This window comes from Mesorhizobium sp. P170090 (genome assembly GCF_057786115.1).
In genome coordinates, this window is record NZ_JBYNWH010000001.1 from 970,440 (window position 1) to 989,408 (window position 18,969).

Here is an 18,969-nt window from a genome sequence, read left to right on the forward strand (position 1 = left end):
GCGTCCCGCCGATCGCCGGGACGCCATGAGACAGGATTCAGGCGGATTTAGAGCGCAACGCCCGAACTGATCTAGCGCGGGGCCAGCACCATCATCATCTGGCGGCCTTCCAGCTTCGGCTCGGCTTCGACCTTGGCGATGGTAGCCGTCTCCTCGCGCACCTTGTTCAGGAGCTGCATGCCGAGTTCCATATGCGCCATCTCGCGGCCGCGGAAGCGCAGCGTCAGCTTGACCTTGTCGCCTTCCTCGAAGAAGCGCCGCACGGCCTTCATCTTGGTTTCGTAGTCATGGCTGTCGATGTTCGGGCGCATCTTGATCTCTTTGATCTCGATGACCTTCTGGTTCTTGCGCGCCTCGGCCGCCTTCTTCTGGTTGGCGTATTTCAATTTGCCGAGATCGAGGATCTTGACGACAGGCGGCACCGCATTGGGCGAGATCTCGACCAGATCGAGCCCTGCCTCTTCGGCGAGCAGCAATGCGTCGTTGATGGAAATATCGCCGCGGTTCTGGCCATCGGCGTCGATCAGCTGGACCCGGGGAACCCGGATATCACGGTTGGAGCGCGGGCCATCCTTGGTGGGCGCCGCTGCTTTGAAAGGTCTGCGAATGGTCGTGGTCTCCTTGGCCGTTTCGTTCAGGGTTCAAATCTAGAAATGTTCGGGACGCGCCAATGTGGTGAGCGCGCGGGCGGAGTCAATAGCACAGCGCTGACAGAAAATCACCCTGATCGCAGGCCTGCACCAAACAAAGGATGTCGCGAGCACTTTCCGCCTCGCCTGTGCCTGTGTCAAAAGACCGGCGAGTAAAATCAGGCTCCCGCAATCAGGCCCCCAGAACCAGGATTGATCCACAGCCATGACCGCGACCACCCCAACCCTGCTGGATGTCGACGGCATTGATATCGCGGTTCGCCATTCCTCGGGCGCAACGCCCGGCATCGTCTGGCTCGGCGGCTATAAATCCGACATGCTGGGCACGAAGGCGCAGACGTTGTCGGATTGGGCGGCAAGGGAAGGCCGCGCGTATCTGCGCCACGACTATTCCGGCCATGGCGAATCCGGCGGCGCCTTTGCCGACGGCACCATTTCGAAATGGCTTGGCGAGAGCCTCGCCGTCTTCCGGCGTTTCACCGAGGGCAAGCAAATCCTGGTCGGCTCGTCGATGGGCGCCTGGATCGCGCTGCGCATGGTGCAGGAACTGCGCAAGGCGGGCGACAGCAATGTGGTTGGCCTGGTGCTGCTCGCGCCGGCGCCGGATTTCACCGCCGAGCTGGTCGAGCCGGCTCTGACGGAGGAACAGAGGCGCGACCTCCGGGAGAAAGGCTTTTTCGAAGAACCTTCGGACTATTCCGCCGAGCCTTACATCTACACAAGCGCGCTGATCGAGGACGGCAGGGCGAACCGGGTCATGACCGGGCCGATCGATACCCATTGCCCCGTCCACATCCTGCAGGGCCTGGCCGATGCCGACGTGCCGGCAAGCCATGCGCTGAAGCTGGTCTCGCTGCTGCCGGCCGACGACGTCACCTTGTCGCTCATTCCCGACGGCGACCACCGCCTGTCGCGGCCGCAGGATCTCGACATGCTGCTGAGGGCGGTGGGCGACATGGTTCAGCGGGCGGGGTAGGCGAGAATGCGCATTTCCATCCCGATATCCGCCTTTGTCGCGGCAATCGTCGGCTTCGGCGGCACGCTGGCCGTCGTCATTGCCGCCGCCAAGGCGGTTGGCGCCACGCAAGCCGAAACCGCGAGCTGGGTGACGGCAGTGTGCGTGGCGATGGCGATCGAATGCTTGTGGCTGTCCTGGCGCACGAAAATACCCATCATCACCGCCTGGTCGACACCGGGCCTGGCGCTGATGGCGGCATCGAGCGGGTTTACCATGGCCGATGCGGTCGGCGCCTTCATCGTCACCGGCCTAATGTTGATCGCCACCGGCCTGTTCAAGCCGCTGACCCAGCTGATATCAAGGATACCGGCGTCAGTCGCGTCCGGCATGCTGGCGGGCATCGTCGTCACCTTCGCGCTCAATGCCGTCAAGACCATTCCGGTCGACCCCTGGCTGATCCTGCCGCTGATCGCGGCCTTCTTCGTCATTCGCCTGTTCAACCCGGCGCTGTCGGTGCTGGCGGTGCTGATCGGCGGCGGCATCGCCGCCTTCCTGACAGGCCGCGTCGGCGGACTGCCGGCACCGGAACTGTCGACGCTGACGCTGATTGCTCCGCATTTCAGCGCCGCAGCTGTCATCGGCCTGGCGCTGCCGCTCTACCTCGTCACCATGGCGTCGCAGAACCTGTCGGGTCTCGCCGTCTTGCGCGCCGCCGGCTATCACCCCGAACCCGGCCCGCTGATCGGCGTCACCGGCCTGTTCTCGCTGCTGTCGGCGCCGTTTGGCGGCTCGACCACCAATCTGGCCGCGATCTCTGCGGCGATCTGCACCGGGCCGGACGTCCATCCCGACCCGGCCGAGCGCTGGAAGACCGGACCCTTCTATGCACTTGCCTATCTGATCTTCGCGGTTTTCGGCGCCTCGCTGGTGGCGATCTTCGCAGTGCTGCCGCAAAGCCTGATCGTGCTGGTGGCCGGCCTGGCGTTGATGGGGTCGCTGGCCAACGCGCTGGCGATCGCGCTCAAGGACGAGGACCAGCGCATGGCGGCTACTGTCACCTTCGTTGTCACCGCGTCGGGGCTGACTTTGTTCGGCGTTGGCGCCGCCTTCTGGGGTCTGGTCGCCGGCCTGGTCGTGCTTTTCCTCGAAGCGGTCAAAAAGCGATAATCAATTCAGGACCTTGTCCGGTTTTGGCGGACGTTGTCTTGAATCGCCGTTTTTCTCATCCCATTTCGAATCCACGCAGCCGCTCTTGGCTGTCTCCAACCGAAGGAATGGGAGAAAATGAACACATCCGCATTGATCCGCCCGGCCTGGACGCCGGCGACCATCGCGCTGATGGTGATCGGCTTCATGGTGTTCTGGCCGCTTGGCTTCGCCATGCTCGCCTACATCATCTGGGGCGACCGGCTTGACGGCTTCAAGCGCGACGTCAACCGGGCCACCGACGGCATCTTCGCCGGCTGCCGCCGCGGTTCCGACAAGGCCGCGCGCTGGGGCCACGGTTCGGCCCGCACCGGCAATGTCGCTTTCGACGACTGGCGCGAGAAGGAACTCGAACGCCTCGCCGAAGAGCGTCGCAAGCTCGATGAGATGCTGAGCGAGTTCGACGAGTACGCCCGCGAATTGCGCCGCGCCAAGGACCAGGACGAGTTCGACCGCTTCATGGCCAACCGCAACAAGTCGACAGCGCCTGCGAAGACAGGCTCGGCCGAAACGGCCAAGCCCGCGACGCCCAAGCGCAAGGGCCCGAACCTGCTTGACGACTGAGGCTGCGCGCATGACCCCGAAAATCGAAACCGATTTTCGGAAAGGTTCATGCGCCGAATTAGAGTGCTACAGCGTCCTTTGCGCGTCAGAGACGCGCGGCGCTCTAAGACAGGCCTTGGCATGATGGACGGCGTCGCGCGAGCGGCGCCGTTTCTTTTTTGTTCTGGTCGTTTTCCTCGAATCGCGTATCGTTCAGCCATGTCCTTCGGCTTTTTCCGCAACCTGACCAAACCAAAACCCTCGCCTGTCGAAGAGCGAGAGCACGTCGTTGCCGGCCGCACACTGCCGCTCAGGATCGTCGAGAGCGCCCGCGCACGGCGGCTGACGCTGCGCATCGATTCGGGCGGCCAGGGGCTGCGCATCACCGTGCCGCCGGGCCTGCGCCGCGGCGAGGTGGAGAAATTCCTTCACCGCCATCAGGGCTGGCTGGAGCAGCGTCTGGCCAAGGTACCGACACGGCCGCAAGTGCGCCCCGGCATCAAGATCCCGATACGCGGCGTCGCGCATCGCATCGTCCACGAACCGTCGAAACGCGGCACCGTCACCGTGTCGCGCGACGAGCGCGGTCCGCTGCTGATCGTCCATGGCGAGCGCATACATTTGCCGCGCCGCATCGCCGATTTCCTCAGGCGCGAGGCCAAGAAGGACATCGAGAAGCTGGTGGTCAAGCATACCGAGGCCATCGGCAAGCGCGCCAAGGCTATCCGCTTCAAGGACACGTCGAGCCGCTGGGGCTCCTGCACTTCCGACGGCAATTTGTCCTTCTCATGGCGCATCATGATGGCGCCGACGCCGGTGATAAACTACTTGGTCGCGCATGAGGTGGCGCATCTCAAGGAGATGAACCACGGCCCGAAATTCTGGAAACTGTGCGAGCAGCTCTGCCCCGACACCGACCGCTGCAAGGACTGGCTGAAGCGGAATGGTGGGGCATTGCAGGCGATTGTGTTCGATTAGCCTTCGCCGGCGGCGCGCTCAATCATCATTGGCCGCATTAAGCTCTTCAGGCCGCAGCCCTTCGTCGCCATGGCGCGGCCAAGGCAGGAAATTCTGCTCGAACGCATCGCTGCCGAAATAATCCAGGACCCGGTGCGCTTCCGCCCCGTCGAAGGCGGCCTTTTGCATCAGATGGGCGATGACGTCGCGCGCTTGCGCGATCTTCTGCCTGAGTTCGGCTATGCTCTGGTCGGCCATTCGTCTGCTCCGCCTTGCTTCTCCCATCAATAGGTAGCGCCTTTGGCGTTGCCGGCAAACAGCATGCTTTTTCTCGACTCTTGGCCGGTTTCGTGCCAAGCCCCGCGCCATGGCGCTCGATATCAAGATCTGTGGATTGAAGACCGATGAGGCAATGGCCGCGGCCCTGGCCGGCGGCGCCAGCCATGTCGGCTTCATCTTCTTTGCTAAAAGCCCGCGCTATGTCGAGCCTGCGGCAGCCGGCCGCCTGCGCGAGGCGGCAATCGGCAAGGCCAGGGCGGTCGCCGTGACGGTCGATGCCGATGACGCGTTCCTGGACGAGATCGTCGAAAAGATGCGCCCCGACATGCTGCAGTTGCACGGCACGGAGACGCCCGAGCGGGTGGCCGAGGTGAAAGCTCGCTACGGCCTGCCTGTCATGAAGGTGTTCTCCGTCAGTGAGGTAGCCGATCTCGAGCGGCTAAAGCCGTTCATCGGCGTTGCCGATCGCTTCATGTTCGATGCCAAGCCACCAAAGGGCTCGCAACTTCCGGGCGGCAATGGCGTCGCCTTTGACTGGCGCATCCTGGCCGGCCTTGACGCCGGGCTCGATTACATGCTTTCCGGTGGGCTCAACGCCGCCAATATCGGCGACGCCCTGATATCAGCCAATCCGCCCGCGATAGACATTTCGTCGGGGGTGGAAAGCGGCCCGGGCGTCAAGGATCCGGCGCTGATCGAGCAGTTCTTCCGGGCCGTCAGGGCCGCGCGCGACGACCGCGCTGCCTGAGGCACTTCTTTCGAACCCGAGCATGTTCCGGAGAAGTGGGAACCGGTTTTCCGATAAGACATGCTCAGAACCAAGACCAGGAGATCGGCGATGAACAAGCCGGCGACACCCAATTCCTTCCGCACGGGACCCGACGAACAGGGCATGTTCGGCATCTTCGGGGGCCGCTTCGTGGCCGAGACGCTGATGCCGCTGATCCTCGACCTCGAACGGCACTGGAACGAGGTCAAGAACGATCCGGACTTCAAGGCCGAACTGACCGACCTGTCGACCCATTATGCCGGTCGGCCATCAAAGCTGTATTTCGCCGAAGGGCTCACAAAACACCTTCGTGAGGTTTCCTCGGCGAAGGGCCTCGGGGGCGGCGCCAAAGTCTACTTCAAGCGCGAGGATTTGAACCACACCGGTTCGCACAAGATCAACAACTGCCTCGGCCAGATCCTGCTGGCCAAGCGCATGGGCAAGAAGCGCATCATCGCCGAGACGGGCGCTGGTCAGCACGGCGTTGCCGCGGCCACGGTCGCGGCGCGCTTCGGCTTTCCCTGCGTCGTTTATATGGGCGCCACCGATGTCGCCCGCCAAAGCCCCAACGTCTTCCGCATGAAGCTGCTCGGCGCCGAAGTGCGGCCGGTGACCGCCGGTCACGGCACGCTGAAGGACGCCATGAACGAAGCGTTGCGCGACTGGGTCACCAATGTCGAGGACACTTATTACCTGATCGGCACTGCCGCCGGCCCGCATCCCTATCCGGAGCTGGTGCGCGACTTCCAGTCGGTGATCGGCATCGAGGCGCGCGCCCAGATCCTCGAACAGGAAGGCCGGCTACCCGACACCATCATCGCGGCTGTCGGCGGCGGCTCGAACGCCATCGGCCTGTTCCATCCGTTCCTGGATGACAAAGAAGTCCGCATCATCGGCATCGAAGCCGGCGGCCGCGGCCTTGACGGCATCGAGCATTGCGCCTCGATGAATGCCGGCGCGCCCGGCGTGCTGCACGGCAACCGCACCTATCTCTTGCAGAACGCCGACGGCCAGATCCTCGACGGCCATTCGATCTCAGCCGGCCTCGACTATCCCGGCGTCGGCCCCGAACATTCCTGGCTGCGCGATTCCGGCCGCGTCGAATATGTGCCGATCCTCGACGACGAGGCGCTGGAAGCCTTCAAGCTGACGACGCGCGTCGAAGGCATCATCCCGGCGCTGGAATCCGCCCACGCCATCGCGCATGCGGTGAAGATCGTGCCTGATATGGACAAGGACCAGATCGTCATCGTCAACCTGTCGGGACGCGGCGACAAGGATGTGCACACAGTGGCCTCGATGCTGGGCATGGAGATCTGATCATGGTGACCCGCATCGACCGCCGCATGGCAAAACTGAAAGCCGAGGGCCGCCCGGCGCTCGTCACCTATTTCATGAGCGGCGACCCCGACTATGACACCGCTTTGTCGATCATGAAGGCGCTGCCCAAGGCCGGCGCCGACATCATTGAAATGGGCTTGCCGTTTTCCGATCCGATGGCCGATGGACCGGCGATCCAGGCCGCTGGCCTGCGGGCGCTGAAAGGTGGCCAGACCCTGGTCAAGACGCTGAAGACGGCGGCTGATTTCCGCGCCACCGACAATGAAACGCCGATCGTGCTGATGGGCTACTACAACCCGATCTACATCTACGGTGTCGATCGCTTCCTCAAGGACGCCATCGCCAGCGGCATTGACGGGCTGATCGTCGTCGACCTGCCACCGGAGATGGACGAAGAACTCTGCATTCCGGCGCTGAAGGCCGGCATCAACTTCATCCGCTTGGCAACGCCGACCACCGACGACAAGCGCCTGCCCAAGGTGCTGCAGAATACGTCGGGCTTCGTCTATTACGTGTCGATGACCGGCATCACCGGCTCGGCTTTGGCCGACACCGGCAAGGTTGCCGCCGCGGTCAAGCGCATCAAGGGCCACACCAATCTGCCGGTCTGCGTCGGCTTCGGCGTCAAGACCGCCGAGCAGGCGCGCATTATCGGCGCCAATGCCGATGGCGTCGTCGTCGGCACCGCGATCGTCAACGCGGTCGCCAATGTGTTGGGACCGAAGGGCGAGAAGACCGCCGACCCGGCCGAGGCCGTCGCCACTCTGGTCAGCGGCCTGGCGCAGGGCGTGCGTTCAGCCCGCCTTGCTGCTGCCGAATAGTTCTCCTACTTAAAGTCTCGTGCAAGTCGTTATCCCAAAACCGGTTCCCACTTTTGGGCGACATGGACTAGCCAACTCTTCGTCAGGACAGGAGCCGAAGCGATGAACTGGATCACCAATTACGTTCGCCCGAAGATCAATTCGATGCTCGGCCGGCGCACCGACATGCCCGAGAATCTCTGGATCAAGGATCCCGAGACCGGCGAGATGGTGTTCCACAAGGACCTGGAATCCAACCAGTTCGTCATCCCGTCATCGGGCCATCACATGAAGATTTCGGCCAAGGAACGGCTGAAATTCTTCCTCGACGACGGCAAATACGAGCAGCTTGAGAACCCCAAGGTCGTGCAGGACCCGCTCAAGTTCCGCGACGAGAAGCGCTACACGGACCGGCTGAAGGACGCCAAGGCCAAGACCGGCCTGGAAGACGCCATCATCAACGCGCTGGGCACGGTCAAAGGCCTGCCGGTTGTGGTGACGGTGCAGGATTTCGCCTTCATGGGCGGCTCGCTCGGCATGGCCGCGGGTGACGCCATTGTGCACGGTTTCGAGGTCGCCTTGCAGCGCAAGCGGCCGCTGATCCTGTTTGCCGCCTCCGGTGGCGCGCGCATGCAGGAAGGCATTCTGTCCCTGATGCAGTTACCGCGCACCACGATCGGCGTCGACCGGCTGAAGGAAGCCGGCCTGCCATACATCGTCGTCTTGACCAACCCGACCACCGGCGGCGTTACCGCCTCCTACGCCATGCTGGGAGACGTCCACATTGCCGAGCCCGGCGCGCTGATCGGCTTTGCCGGCCCGCGCGTCATCGAGCAGACCATCCGGGAGAAACTGCCGGACGGTTTCCAGCGCTCCGAATATCTGATGGAGCACGGCATGGTCGATATGGTGGTGTCGCGGCTGGAACTGCGCGAGACGATTTCACGGCTGTTGAAAATCCTGCTCAAACTGCCGCAGGAGCAAAAGCCGCTGGAGCCGGAAATCCTGCCGCCGTCGGTCATCCCGACGGAAGCCCGCCCGCAAGCCTGACGCGACATTTCTGGCCGCAAACCGCGATTGCGTGCACCTGCGCGCATGCGTAGGATTCGCTCATGACAACGCTTGCCGCAGATCGTGAAATCGAAGCCCTGATGGCGCTGCATCCGAAAGGCTTCGACCTTTCGCTCGACCGCATCACAAGGCTGCTCGAACGCCTCGGCAATCCGCAGGAGCGGCTGCCGCCGGTCATCCATATCGCCGGCACCAACGGTAAGGGCTCGTGCGCGGCCTTTTCGCGCGCGCTGCTCGAAGCCGGCGGCCACCTTGTCCATGTCCACACTTCGCCGCATCTGGTGAACTGGGCCGAGCGCTACCGGCTGGCGGCCGAGGGCGGCGGCCGGCTGGTCGACGACGAGACCTTCGCCGAGGCCATCGCCCGCGTCGCCCGGGCCAATGCCGGCCAGAAGATCACCGTCTTCGAAATCCTAACCGCCGTCACCTTCATCCTGTTTTCCGAGCATCCGGCTGCCGCCGCCATCATCGAGGTCGGCCTTGGCGGCCGCTTCGACGCCACCAATGTCGTTGCCCGGCCGGCGGTGTCGGTGATCATGCCGGTGTCGATGGATCACGAAGCCTATCTCGGCGACCGGGTCGAACTGATCGCCGCCGAAAAGGCCGGCATCATGAAGCGCGGCTGCCCGGTGGTCATCGGCGCGCAGGAGAGCGAGACGGCGCTGCAAGTGCTGATCGAAACCGCCGAGCGGCTGGATTGCCCGACCTTCGTCTACGGCCAGGATTTTCTCGCCTTCGAGGAAAACGGCCGCATGGTCTATCAGGATGAGGACGGGCTGATGGACCTGCCGCCACCGCGCCTGCCCGGGCGCCACCAGTTCGCCAATGCGGCGGCAGCGATTGCCGCCGTCAAGGCCACCGGTTTCGAAATCAGTCATCGCGCCACTGAGAAGGCGATGGCGAGCGTCGCATGGCCGGGCCGCATGCAGAAACTGGTACAGGGCCGGCTGATGGAGCTGGCGCCCAAGGGCGCCGACATCTGGCTCGACGGCGGCCACAATCCGGGCGCCGGCATGGTCATTGCCGAGGCGCTGGCCGAGCAGGAGGAAAAGAACCCGCGGCCGCTGTTTCTGATCTCCGGCATGATCAACACCAAGGACCAGAGCGGCTACTTCCACGCCTTCAAGGGCCTGGCTCGGCACGTCTACACCGTGCCGGTGAGCATGAGCGATGCCGGCGTGCCGAATGACGAGCTGGCGGTGCGGGCGACCGAAGCCGGCCTCACGGCCGAACCGGTCAGTTCCGTCGCCAGTGCGCTGATGCTGCTGCGCGACACCTGGGACGGGCCGGCGCCACGCATCCTGATCGGGGGGTCGTTATATCTCGCCGGCGCGGTGCTGGCCGAAAACGGCACGCCGCCAACCTGAAGCCATTTCACTGCGAGGAGCCCATCATGATCAAGGTCAAGCAACTCGCCCATGTCTGCATCTTCGCGCATGATCTGGAGGCGACGCGAAGCTTCTACCGCGACGTGCTTGGCCTCGACACGCAGTTCAATTTCCTGCGCGACGACAAGGTCTTCGGCTTCTACCTCAATTGCGGCGGCCGCAGCCATGTCGAGGTGTTCCAGAAGGACGGCACTGCATACAGCGAGCAGAACCAGATCAACCATTTCTGCCTGGAAGTCGAAGATCTCGACGCGGCGATCGCCCATATCAAATCGAAGGGCATCGACGTCACCGCCAAGAAGCACGCCTGCGACGACACTTTTCAGGCCTGGATCCGCGATCCCAACGGCGTGAAGATAGAGCTGTTCGAATACACCGCCAAAAGCGCGCAATTTACCGGAGGCGACCGCATCGCCGACTGGTGAGCTGTGTTGGTGTCGACGAGGATCAAAGCTCCGGCCCTGTATGGACCTTGAGGCTTTTCCGGATGATTTCTTCCAGATCGATATCCGCGCCACTGCTTGCCGTCAGGCGGGAGTAGAAGGTGGACGCCGGTTCTCGCCCCGCCTCCCGAATCTCATAGGATTCAAGCGCGCGTTCGACGATATCCGCTATCGAGCGGTTTTCGCGATGAGCAAGACGATGCGCAAGATCTCGTGCTTTTGCGCTGCGGGCGGAAAGCCGGGGTTCGGCCATTTCAAAATACCTTCGAGAAAATATATCCCCCATTTAGGACGAGCCATCAAGATGGCAGAGGATGGCAAGCCATCACCTTAGCTCAATCTCGATGAAGGCATACTCGCCGTCATTGGCGCTAATGACGTCGTGTTCGACGCCCTCCTTTCGGAAATAGGGCGCACCCTTCTTCATCTCGGCAAAACTCTCGCCGTCCTTGGTCACCAGCTTCACCTTGCCGTCCATCAGCGGCACCACGACATAGTCGTGGCCGTGGCGATGCCAGCCGGTGTTGTCGCCGGGCTGGAACCGATACTCGGTGACGATGACGCGCTCATTGTCGATGAAGACGGTGGCCTTGGCGGATCCGGTCATTCTGTTTCTCCCTGTCCTGCCTCAAGCAGATGACATGGAGTGCGCCGATGCGAGGGCCAGAGGCGGCCGGGCGATGACGCCAAAGAAAAAGCCCGGCGCGAGGGCCGGGCTTCGATCTCGGGAACTAATGCAGGTCGCCCAAAAGTGGTCCCGGTTTTGGGAGGACGACATGCATCAAAACAAAGCCAGATCAGGCGAGGCTGCCATTGATCCAGTGCGACAGCGCGGTCTTCGGCGCGGCGCCGACCTTCATGTCGGCGACTTCGCCGCCCTTGAAGATCATCAGCGTCGGGATCGAGCGCACGCCGAATTGGGCGGCAAGCTCGGGGTTCTCGTCGATGTTCAGCTTGGCGATCTTGATCTTGTCGCCGAGCTCATTGGCGATCTCTTCCAGCGACGGACCGATCATCTTGCAGGGGCCGCACCATTCGGCCCAGAAATCCACGACGACGGGCTGCGAGGCGTTGAGCACATCGGCCTGGAAATTGCTCTTGTCGACCTTGACGGTGGCCATACGAAAATCCTTTCGAAATTTATCTCGCACCAAATGTGGTGGTTCAGCAGCCCTTCTTCAAGCAGAACTTGTGTCACGCTCCCGTGAGTCGGGCAAGGGCGTCATCCATCGCCTGCGCCGGCAGTTCGATAAGCCTCGGTGCCTCGGTGAACAGCAGTGCTGCCGTCACCGCGCGGCCGGGGTAAAGCGGCTTCAGCAGCGCGCGGTAGAGCGCCAGCTGTAGTATATAGGCCGGCGGCACCTGGGCCAGGCCTGCGGGCGCCGGCCGGTTGGTCTTGTAGTCGACGATCGATACGCGCCCGGGCGTCACCGCCAGCCGGTCGATCTTGCCGGAGATCGAGCGCAGTCTGCCCTTGACCTCAAGGCTGCCCATCACAGCAACTTCGGCGCGGGACGACGGCGAAAACAGCCCGGCAAAACGCGAATCTCTGAGGATCGCCATCACCGAAGCCAGCGCCTTGTTGCGCTCGGCCTCCGGCCAGTCGGCGCCGGCTCGAATGAGATACTGCGCCGCCGCGCCTTGCCGTTCGTCTTCGGCAAAACCGGGCAGCATCTGCAGCAGCTTGTGCAGCGCCAGCCCGCGCATCACGGCAAAACCGGGCTCCGCTTCGCTGTCCAGCACCGGCGAACGCGTATCGACGACCGCCTCCTTGCCCTCGTCGATCAGCGCCGAAGCGCCAGAGGGCGATAGCGGGCGCGGCAGTTCTTCATAAGGCGGCAAAGGGCGAAACAGGTTTGCCGGCAAGAACGGCAAAAGCGGTTGCGGCAGCCGCGCCTCGTCGGCGGCTGCCAGCGCCACCGGCGGCAGCTTGGTGATGACGAAGCGATGCACCGGCTCGCCGCTGGCGGGATGATGGCGCTCCGTGCTTTCCGGCGCGGCAAGCAGCGCGCGGCTGACAATCGAATGCCAGGTGCCGGTGCTCGGCGAACGCTTGCCGTGATAGCCGCAGACGATCAGCCGGTCCTCGGCGCGCGTCATGCCGACATAGAGCAGCCGGCGGTATTCGTCGTCGGCAAGCTCCCGCGCCCTGGCCGAGGCCGCCTTGGAGAAGCCGTTCGCGACATCGGCGGCCGAGCGCCAGAGATAGCCCTTGCCGTCGAAATTGCGGCCCGAAGCGTCGAACGGCATCAGCCGCGGCAGATGCTGGTCGCTGAACGGCGCCGACCCGCCATCGACCAGGAAGACAACAGGCGCTTCCAGGCCCTTGGCGGCGTGCACGGTCATGACGCGGACCTCGTCGCGCGTCTGGTCCATCTCGCGCTTGATCTCCGGGCCGGTGTTTTCCAGCGTCGCCAGGAAGGCCTCCAGCCCCGGCAGTCCGGTGCGTTCCTCGGCCAGGCAGAAACTCAGGAATTCGTCGAGGATGTCGCCGGCTTCCGGTCCAAGCCGGGCGATCATCTTCTTGCGCAGGCCGTCGCGCGCCAGCACCCCGGCGTAGAATTCGAACACCGGCCGGAACGCCGCCTCGTTGGCCCAGCCGTCGAGCCGGGCAACGACATCGGTCAGCGCGGTATTGTCGCCAGCATGCTGGCGTAGTGAGGCGATCAGCGATGTTCCGGCTGGCCGTCCGGCGCCAAGCGTAAAAAGCGTCTCCTCCGACACGTCGAAAACCGGGCTGCGCAGCACGGCGGCGAGCGACAGGTCATCCTGCGGCTGGATGAGGAAATGGCCGAGTGCGATCAGGTCCTTGACCGCGATGTGGCCGGGCAGGCTCAGCCGGTCGGCGCCGGCGACGGGAATATCGCGGTCCTTCAGCGCGCGCGACAGCGCATGGACGAAGCGGTCGCGCTTGCGCACCAGCACAAGAATGTCGCCGGCCCTCAGCCTGCGTCCCTTGCCCTCGATGATCTCGCGGTCCTTGAGCCAGGTCTGGATGGTCGCAGCCACGTGCTCGGCCACCCGCACAGCCGGCGCGCTGGCATGATTGACCGGCAACGTCCAGTCGTCGGGCTCCTCGACGGCGTCAGCGCCGAGCGACGGCCAGACCTCGACATAGCCAGGCGCGTCGTTGCGGATCGCCTTGTGGTCGAGCGGATCGGGGTCGTGGCTGATGCCGCGCCGCACGCCCGGATCGGCAAAGACGCGGTCGACTGCGGCAAGCACGTCGTCGGTCGAACGGAACGACCAGGTCAGTTTCAGGTCGGCAAACGAAGCATTGGCTGCGTTCACGCGTCCGGAAAACAAGAGCCGGCTGTCGGCAAAGGAATCCGGTGCGGCACCCTGGAAGGAATAGATCGACTGCTTTTCGTCGCCGACGGCAAACACCGTGCGATTGGCCGTGCCGCGCTGGCCGTGGCCGGCAAAGAACTCCTCCGCCAGCCGCTTCACCACCTCCCATTGGTCGGGGCTGGTGTCCTGCGCCTCGTCGAGCAGGATGTGGTCGATGCCCTGGTCGAGCTTGTACTGCACCCAGGGGCCGGCATCGGGCCGCGCCAGAAGGTTGACGGTGCGGGTGATGAGGTCGTTGAAATCGAGAAAGCCGCGGCTGCGCTTCAGGCGCTCGTACCGCACGATCAGCCAGTCGGCTATGGTCAACGCCGCGACCGTGCCTTCCAGCATCCGGAACAGCGCCAGCCGGTCGGAGACGTCTGTTATCGACTTGACGGCCGCCAGATAGCGCTCGGGAAGGTCGGGCAGCCGGCCGAGCAGCGCCTTCTTGAACAACTTTGAGGGATCATAGGGGTCGCCATCGGCCTTGAGAAAGGCTTTGCCGAGCATCTGCAGCCGGCGGGTCGGGTCCGTCTCGGCAAAGGCCAACCGGGCATAGGGCAAGAGATTGTTGAGCACGGTGCGGGCGTCGGCGGCCTCGGCGGCACTGGCGAACACTGCAAAGAAGTCCGGCAGGAAACCCGGCAGCGGCCATACCGATGCCGCTATGTCTTCGGCGCTCCGCCCGGGGCGAAAATGGAATTCGTCGAACAGGGCCTGAAAGCCGCCGCCGTCGCGCCGGACCGCATCGATGAAGCCGCGCAGCCCGTCGCGCTTGCGCACGATTTCGGCGAGCAGCGCATCGAGCCCGTGTTCTCCGCCGCGCTCCAGCACGGTGGCAAAGGCCTCGGCCAGTCCGGCGTCTCCGGCTGACGTGCCCGAAATCATGTCGCGGCGGGCGCCAGCAAACAGCGAGGCCTCCATCTGCGGATCGAGCATTTCGAAATGCGCCGGGATGTTGGCCTCCAGCGGAAACTGGTGCAGCACCGATTCGCAGAAGGCGTGGATGGTCTGGATCTTCAGCCCGCCCGGCGTTTCCAGCGCTTCGGCAAACAGCCGGCGCGCCCGCCGCATCGTGTCGCGGTCGGGTCGGCGGCCGTCCACCGCCTCAATCTTTGTGGCAAGCTCGGCATCGCCGAGCGCCGTCCATTCCGACAGGGTCGAGAACACGCGGTTCGACATGTTGGCGGCGGCCGCCCGCGTATAGGTCAGGCACAGGATCTTCGACGGATCGGTGCCGTTGAGCAACAGCCGGATGACGCGCTGGGCCAGCACATGCGTCTTGCCGGATCCGGCATTGGCCGACACCCAGGCCGAGTTCTTCGGGTCGGAAGCGCGCGTCTGGCTGGCGGCGGTTTCGCCGGGAATGGGATAGGCTTTTTTCATGCCTCCCCCGCCTCGTCATCGCTGTCGCCGCCGGCCGACCATTCGAGCACGCGCGCCAGGTGGTCGTAGTCGCCATCGCTCTCGCCTTCGCGAAACGGCAGCGCCCGCGACAGATAGCCGGTCGCCGGATCGGCATAGTGAATGAGCAGTTTTTCCAGCCGCGCCCAGGCCTCTTCGGCGAGGTCTTCTGCGGTCCGGGGCTGGCGGTTGTAGTCGAGGATGGATTCCTCGAACACTTCGCCATTCGGCTTCAGCCGCACGAATGCAAGCTGCGAGGGTTCGCGCGCGCCAAGCCCCTTGAAGGCGCCGCGCCGGAGCAGCGCCCCTTCGAGCGCCAGCTGTGGCGCCAGCAGCGTGTGCGCCTGCGCCTTGGACGGCGAGGAGCCGGTCTTGTAATCGAGAATGTCGGCCATGCCACCGGCCAAAAGGTCGACGCGGTCGGCATAGCCGGACAGCGTCACACCGGTACGGCCGACAGCCGTCTTTTCGGCGCGCTCCTCGGCATGCCGCCGGGCGACGGCAGGGGCGCGGCCGCGCTCCCATTCGATGATGTTGGCGGCGAGCTTTTCGAAGCGCGGCCACCACACCGCCTCGACATCGGCGGGTAGGGCAATGTCGGCGAAGCAGGTCCGGCCGGCAGCGATGAGGCGTTCCAGAGCTTCGGGCGCGCGGGGATCCGCCACCTCTGTCGAGAACAGATGCAGGATGTCATGAAACAGCGTGCCGCGCTCGGCCGCACCGGGATCGCGGATCACCGGCTCGAGCGGCAGAAGGCTCAGAATACGCTTGGCATAGACCGCATAGGGGTCGCGGCGCAGCGTCTCGATCTCGGTCACCGAGAAGTGGGTGGGCCGCATGCTCAGCGGCGGTTTCGGCTGCGGTCGCGGCGCGAAATGCTGCCGCTCGCCGGCATCGAGCGCGCGCGCCCAGGCAAGCAATTCGTCGCCGCGCCCGCGCAATGCGGCCGCCGGATCCTTGCCGATGAAGGTGAGGATGCGCTGCAGCCAGCGCGACGGCACCGCCGGTGCGTCGCCGGCTCGGGCGGAGCGCGTCAGCACCACCTTTTTCGCCCCCATCGCCATCTGGAAGTCGTGGGCGGCAAGGCCGATACGGCGCTCCGGCGGCTCGAGATCGATGCCGGTCTTCATCAACCGCGACATGAAGCGATCGCTTTCCGGCTTGCGTGGCCACACGCCCTCGTTCAGCCCGCCAATGACCAGCGTGTCGACATTCTGCAGCCGCGCTTCCAGCGCCCCCCAAATGGCGATGTTGCGGTCGGTGCCTTGCCCGGGCTTGACCGTTTCCGGTGCTACCAGCGCGTCCATCACATCAGGCCATTCGTCGGCCGGGAAGTCGAACGAGGCCGAGGCCGCGACCACACCGCGCAGCAGCTCGGCGAGTTTCTCGCCGGCGTCGCCGGCATAAAATTCAGCCAGGCTGCGCTCCGCCGTGCGGCCGAGATTTTCCAGCGCGGCGACGCTCGCTCTGGTCAACGCGACAAGATCGGCATTCTCTTCACCGCGAAAGGCGGTCAGCGGCGCCAGTGCCGTCACAAGCCGGCTCAGCATATCGCGGGCATCGTCGATGCCGCGCACGCTCAGGCGCGAAAACCAGAAGGGCTGGCGCTTGTCCCCGCTCAGCCCGGCGAGACGCTCCTCGAACAGTGCTGGCAAGGCGGCGATGTCGGGGCGTCCGGTGCCGCCGCGCAGCGCCACGAGTTCGATGAGCTCGGCGGCATGGCGCACGCCGGTGCGCTCAAGTCCGAGCCCGAGCAGCGGATGCTTGAGCAGCGACAAAAGGCCGACGGGATCGCCGGGCCGGAATACCGCTTGAAGTGTGAGCCGCAGCAGGCTGGCGGCAGGCGTGTTGGCGAGCGGCGTGCCGCCGGAATCGTCAGCGATCACACCGAAGCGCAACAGCTCGGCCGAGACGCGCCGCGCCAGCCCGCGGTCGCCGGTAACGAGCGCTGCCCTGTGCCCCGGCTGTTCCACGGCGGTTTTCAGCGCGATGGCGATCGCCGCCGCCTCGTCGCGTTCGCTGGCGGCTTCGACCAGCGTCACATCGGCGAAGGCCTCGGCGATATCCAGGGCGTTGAAGCGTATGCGGGTCTCGGCCCATAGTTCCGTGGTCTCGGCCGGACGCAGCGCCTCGCCGACAAGGGCCGCGCGGAGCACCAGTGCGGGCTCGGCGGCGACCACTTCCTCGACATCGCCACGCAGCACGCCAACCTTGCCGATCAGCTTGGCCATGCCGTATTGTGGGTGGCCGAGCAGTGCCGGCCGCGCACCGGGCGCCGCAATCGCGGCAAAAGACGGTTCGTCCAGCATCCCATCGAGCCCGGGCAGCACCACGGCGCCGTTAGGCAGGCTGGCGACCGTGGCAAGCAGTTCAGCCGTGGCCGGAATAGAGCCCGTCGAGCCGGCGGCGATCACCGGGCCTTTGGGCGGGTTGCGTTCCAGCCGCTTCGCCTCGCGCCGGATCAGCGCATTGCGGTGCGCGGCCGGGTTGGAGCGGTCGCGCTCCTCCAGCAATTTCGGCCAGGCCTCGGTGACGATACGGAGGAAATCGAGCGTCACCAGCCACCAACCGGCAAGATTGCCGGTGACCAGATCGGCAAGCCTGGTCCAGTCCGTGCCTTCGGTTTCGATTTCGTCCATGAGCCGGGCGAGGTCGCGCGCCAGCCAGATCGCATCGGCGGCGGAGGCCGGCACGACAATCTCTTCGTTGAACATATCAAGGACATGCGCCGGCAGGGTGCGCTTCCAGGCCTGCACCAGCGGCGCCAGCAGCAGCAGGCGTTCGATGGCTGCGATCGGCGGCGCCATTTCAAGCTCGGTCGGCGTGCCGGCGTCGAAGGCGGCTTCGTCCTGGTCGAACTCTCCGAGCGGGCGGATGACCGGCAGGATCGCCGAACGGCGGCTCCATCCCGGTCCCGAAAGCGCGTCGACAAAGGCGCCGCGCAGCGCACGGGCCGCGCGCCGTGTCGGCACATAGATGGTGACATCAGCCAGCGCCAGCGGATCGCCGTCGAACCGGAAGCCGGGCACCAGCCGTCCGGCCAGCAAGGCCTCGGCCAGAGTCGGCAGGAATGGCGCTCCGGGCGGGATCGAAAGAACGCGGCGCGCGCCGCTCATACCACCTTCGCGAGAGCTTCGGCGGCGGCCGCTTCCGCCTGCGGAATGGCGTCGGGAGTGCCGACGGTGATCCAGCTTCCGCGCATCTGCATGCCGAACAGACGGCCAGAGGCGATTGCCTTGTCGAAATAGGTGTTGAGCGAATGCGCCCCGGCCGGCGCATCCCTGAAGATGGCGGGATTGACGATTGCCGCTCCGGCATAGATCAACCCGGCCGGATCGCCTTTCGAGCGCCGCAGGCCGCCATCCGGCGCCATCAGGAAATCCGTGCCGACACCGTGTCCGGTGGCCGAGTCGAGATCGGTAAGCATCAGCAGAATATCCATTTTCGCGCCGTCCCATGCAAGGGCAAGGCGCTCGAGGCTGGGCTGGCCGCTGTCGATCCAGAACGTATCGGCGTTGATGATGTAGAAGGGGTCGCTGCCCAGCAGCGGCAATGCCTTGACGATGCCACCCGCCGAATTCAGCAGTGCGTCGCGCTCGTCGGAAATGACGATCTTTGGCGCCCGCCTGTGGGCGATATGGGCGACGATCTGGTCCGGCAGATAGTGCACGTTGACGATGGCTTTCTCGACGCCGGCCGCTTCGAGACTGTCCAGCCCCCAGTCGAGCAAGGTCCTGCCGGCGATCCGCACCAGCGGCTTCGGCATGGTGTCGGTGATCGGCCGCATGCGCTTGCCAAGACCCGCCGCCAGCACCATCGCTGTGGTCAAG

The 18,969-nt window shown here is 64.7% G+C and carries 18 protein-coding genes; 10 read left to right on the forward strand and 8 right to left on the reverse strand.

The window, feature by feature from the left end:
• Positions 1-71: 71 nt before the first annotated feature.
• Positions 72-608, reverse strand: coding sequence for a translation initiation factor IF-3 (infC, locus tag AC3EML_RS04890; protein ID WP_023744911.1), 537 nt, complete (start codon positions 606-608; stop codon positions 72-74).
• Between the two features lie 247 nt (positions 609-855).
• Here infC and AC3EML_RS04895 point away from each other — a divergent pair, with 247 nt between their 5' ends.
• The 4 genes from AC3EML_RS04895 to AC3EML_RS04910 all read left to right on the forward strand — a co-directional run bounded on the left by AC3EML_RS04895 (position 856) and on the right by AC3EML_RS04910 (position 4,335).
• Entirely contained in the window at positions 856-1,626 is a 771-nt protein-coding gene (locus tag AC3EML_RS04895; RefSeq protein ID WP_023681389.1) for an alpha/beta hydrolase, read from the forward strand.
• Between the two features lie 6 nt (positions 1,627-1,632).
• Positions 1,633-2,775 carry a benzoate/H(+) symporter BenE family transporter gene (locus AC3EML_RS04900; RefSeq protein WP_023681390.1) on the forward strand — a complete coding sequence of 381 codons (1,143 nt, stop codon included), beginning with the start codon at positions 1,633-1,635 and terminating at the stop codon, positions 2,773-2,775.
• 117 nt (positions 2,776-2,892) lie between these two features.
• Positions 2,893-3,378: a DUF2852 domain-containing protein gene (locus tag AC3EML_RS04905; RefSeq protein ID WP_023672286.1), complete on the forward strand. Its 486-nt coding sequence runs from the start codon at positions 2,893-2,895 to the stop codon at positions 3,376-3,378.
• 198 nt (positions 3,379-3,576) lie between these two features.
• Positions 3,577-4,335, forward strand: coding sequence for a M48 family metallopeptidase (locus AC3EML_RS04910; RefSeq protein ID WP_023681391.1), 759 nt, complete (start codon positions 3,577-3,579; stop codon positions 4,333-4,335).
• 18 nt (positions 4,336-4,353) lie between these two features.
• Here AC3EML_RS04910 and AC3EML_RS04915 read toward each other — a convergent pair whose 3' ends face one another.
• A complete protein-coding gene (locus tag AC3EML_RS04915; RefSeq protein WP_023672288.1) occupies positions 4,354-4,572 on the reverse strand; it encodes a hypothetical protein in 219 nt (72 codons plus the stop codon).
• A 109-nt stretch (positions 4,573-4,681) separates the two neighbouring features.
• Between AC3EML_RS04915 and AC3EML_RS04920 the strand changes: the two genes are divergently transcribed.
• The 6 genes from AC3EML_RS04920 to AC3EML_RS04945 all read left to right on the forward strand — a co-directional run bounded on the left by AC3EML_RS04920 (position 4,682) and on the right by AC3EML_RS04945 (position 10,387).
• Complete coding sequence (locus AC3EML_RS04920) at positions 4,682-5,341, forward strand: phosphoribosylanthranilate isomerase (protein WP_286461238.1); 660 nt, start codon at positions 4,682-4,684, stop codon at positions 5,339-5,341.
• A gap of 90 nt (positions 5,342-5,431) precedes the next feature.
• Positions 5,432-6,682 carry a tryptophan synthase subunit beta gene (gene trpB / locus AC3EML_RS04925; RefSeq protein ID WP_023681393.1) on the forward strand — a complete coding sequence of 417 codons (1,251 nt, stop codon included), beginning with the start codon at positions 5,432-5,434 and terminating at the stop codon, positions 6,680-6,682.
• A 2-nt stretch (positions 6,683-6,684) separates the two neighbouring features.
• Positions 6,685-7,524, forward strand: coding sequence for a tryptophan synthase subunit alpha (gene trpA, locus AC3EML_RS04930; protein WP_352520642.1), 840 nt, complete (start codon positions 6,685-6,687; stop codon positions 7,522-7,524).
• Positions 7,525-7,626: 102 nt separating this feature from the next.
• Positions 7,627-8,553, forward strand: coding sequence for an acetyl-CoA carboxylase, carboxyltransferase subunit beta (accD, locus tag AC3EML_RS04935; protein WP_352520641.1), 927 nt, complete (start codon positions 7,627-7,629; stop codon positions 8,551-8,553).
• Positions 8,554-8,615: 62 nt separating this feature from the next.
• Positions 8,616-9,941: a bifunctional folylpolyglutamate synthase/dihydrofolate synthase gene (locus AC3EML_RS04940; protein WP_023672293.1), complete on the forward strand. Its 1,326-nt coding sequence runs from the start codon at positions 8,616-8,618 to the stop codon at positions 9,939-9,941.
• A 26-nt stretch (positions 9,942-9,967) separates the two neighbouring features.
• Positions 9,968-10,387 (forward strand): VOC family protein, encoded by a 420-nt coding sequence (locus tag AC3EML_RS04945; RefSeq protein WP_023681395.1) that lies wholly within the window; start codon positions 9,968-9,970, stop codon positions 10,385-10,387.
• Between the two features lie 22 nt (positions 10,388-10,409).
• Here AC3EML_RS04945 and AC3EML_RS04950 read toward each other — a convergent pair whose 3' ends face one another.
• The 6 genes from AC3EML_RS04950 to AC3EML_RS04975 form a co-directional block, all read right to left on the reverse strand.
• Positions 10,410-10,658, reverse strand: a complete 249-nt coding sequence (locus AC3EML_RS04950) for a hypothetical protein (RefSeq protein ID WP_023827359.1) — start codon at positions 10,656-10,658, stop codon at positions 10,410-10,412.
• A 72-nt stretch (positions 10,659-10,730) separates the two neighbouring features.
• The gene (locus tag AC3EML_RS04955; protein WP_023696001.1) at positions 10,731-11,012 is read right to left on the reverse strand and encodes a cupin domain-containing protein; all 282 of its coding nucleotides are present in this window, start codon (positions 11,010-11,012) and stop codon (positions 10,731-10,733) included.
• Between the two features lie 190 nt (positions 11,013-11,202).
• Positions 11,203-11,526 carry a thioredoxin gene (trxA, locus tag AC3EML_RS04960; protein WP_023672297.1) on the reverse strand — a complete coding sequence of 108 codons (324 nt, stop codon included), beginning with the start codon at positions 11,524-11,526 and terminating at the stop codon, positions 11,203-11,205.
• A 73-nt stretch (positions 11,527-11,599) separates the two neighbouring features.
• Positions 11,600-15,121 (reverse strand): double-strand break repair helicase AddA, encoded by a 3,522-nt coding sequence (gene addA, locus AC3EML_RS04965; RefSeq protein ID WP_352463445.1) that lies wholly within the window; start codon positions 15,119-15,121, stop codon positions 11,600-11,602.
• Complete coding sequence (addB, locus tag AC3EML_RS04970) at positions 15,118-18,255, reverse strand: double-strand break repair protein AddB (RefSeq protein WP_352520640.1); 3,138 nt, start codon at positions 18,253-18,255, stop codon at positions 15,118-15,120. The genes addA and addB overlap by 4 nt, the downstream gene beginning before the upstream one ends.
• The gene (locus AC3EML_RS04975; RefSeq protein WP_031197320.1) at positions 18,252-18,956 is read right to left on the reverse strand and encodes a nucleotidyltransferase family protein; all 705 of its coding nucleotides are present in this window, start codon (positions 18,954-18,956) and stop codon (positions 18,252-18,254) included. The genes addB and AC3EML_RS04975 overlap by 4 nt, the downstream gene beginning before the upstream one ends.
• Between the last annotated feature and the right edge of the window lie 13 nt (positions 18,957-18,969).